The 1,056-nt window shown below is 47.6% G+C and carries 1 protein-coding gene; it reads left to right on the top strand.

The annotated features are described in order from the left end of the window. Window positions 1-948, top strand: a 948-nt coding sequence (locus Q0135_RS01075) for a hypothetical protein (RefSeq protein WP_297987561.1), incomplete at its 5' end; no start/stop codon positions are given. Window positions 949-1,056 lie beyond the last annotated feature (108 nt).

The raw sequence follows: 1,056 nt of genomic DNA, 5'->3' as shown, positions 1-1,056 counted from the left end.
CTAAAACAAAGGGCTGCAGAGGGTAAGATAGATTTTAGTGCCGAGGGATTTGAGGATGTAAAAACCAAAATCGCCGAGCTTAAAGACGCAATGAACGGAGGGGCTAGCATAAAGATAACTGCAGACGACGCGGCAGCGCAGGAGGCGAAAAAAAGCCTGCAAGCTCCAAGCTCAAGCATCCATACGATCGATCCGGATGCTAAAGCGGCGCAAAAGACGATCGAGACTCTTAAAAGGCCCACATCATCGGTCCATACGATCCATGTCAAAACCATAGGCGGAGGCAAGATAAAAGGCACGAATACCGCAGCTTTTGCTAGCGGCGGAGCGGTGGAGCTTTTTAGGCGATATAGCGGCAAGATCGCCGGACATGATACCGCAGGCAGGGATGATGTGCCTGCGCTACTAAGCAGAGGTGAGTTTATCCAAAACGTCAGAGCCGTGGACTACTACGGCGCTAAATTTTTTGCGAAGCTAAACGCTAGAGCGATCCCAAAAGAGAAGTTAGCCCACTTCGCTAGCGGCGGGCTTGTACTAGCTCGCCAAAACAGCGAGTTTATGCAAAGAATAGATATGAGCATAAGCTCCGCAGATGTTAGGAGGTTAGCCAATAGGCTCTCCGATAAATTCTATTCGATGATCGACAAAAAGCTTTTCAGGAATGGGCTTGACGCCGTTAGGTCATGGAGTGCGCAATATCCGGGATTTTTTAGGATTAAGGGAAACGATTATTTTACAAACTTCCGCGCTCTTGCCGAGGATCTATTATCCAGAGCGAAGCAGGGTCTAAACATAGAGGGTTATGCCGCCGAGTTTATAAAGCCGAATGCCGCTGCTGCTAAAAACGTAAATTTAAACTTCAATTTAGGCGGGGCAAGCTACAAAGCTCAAACCGACGAAGATACCGCAGCAGCGCTTCAAAGATATTTAAAGGGAGCTGGAGTATGAAATTAAAAGCCGTAGAAAACGTAAAACTCGACGAGCCTTTGTTTTTACAAGACGAGTTTAGAAATTATTCGCTAACCGCGGCAAGCGAGACTGCTATAAGCGGAGCGG

This window comes from uncultured Campylobacter sp. (assembly GCF_937981295.1).
Taxonomy (GTDB): Bacteria; Campylobacterota; Campylobacteria; order Campylobacterales; family Campylobacteraceae; genus Campylobacter_B.
The sequence above is the reverse complement of the archived record's forward strand: the minus strand, read 5'-3'. Positions and strand labels throughout refer to the sequence as shown.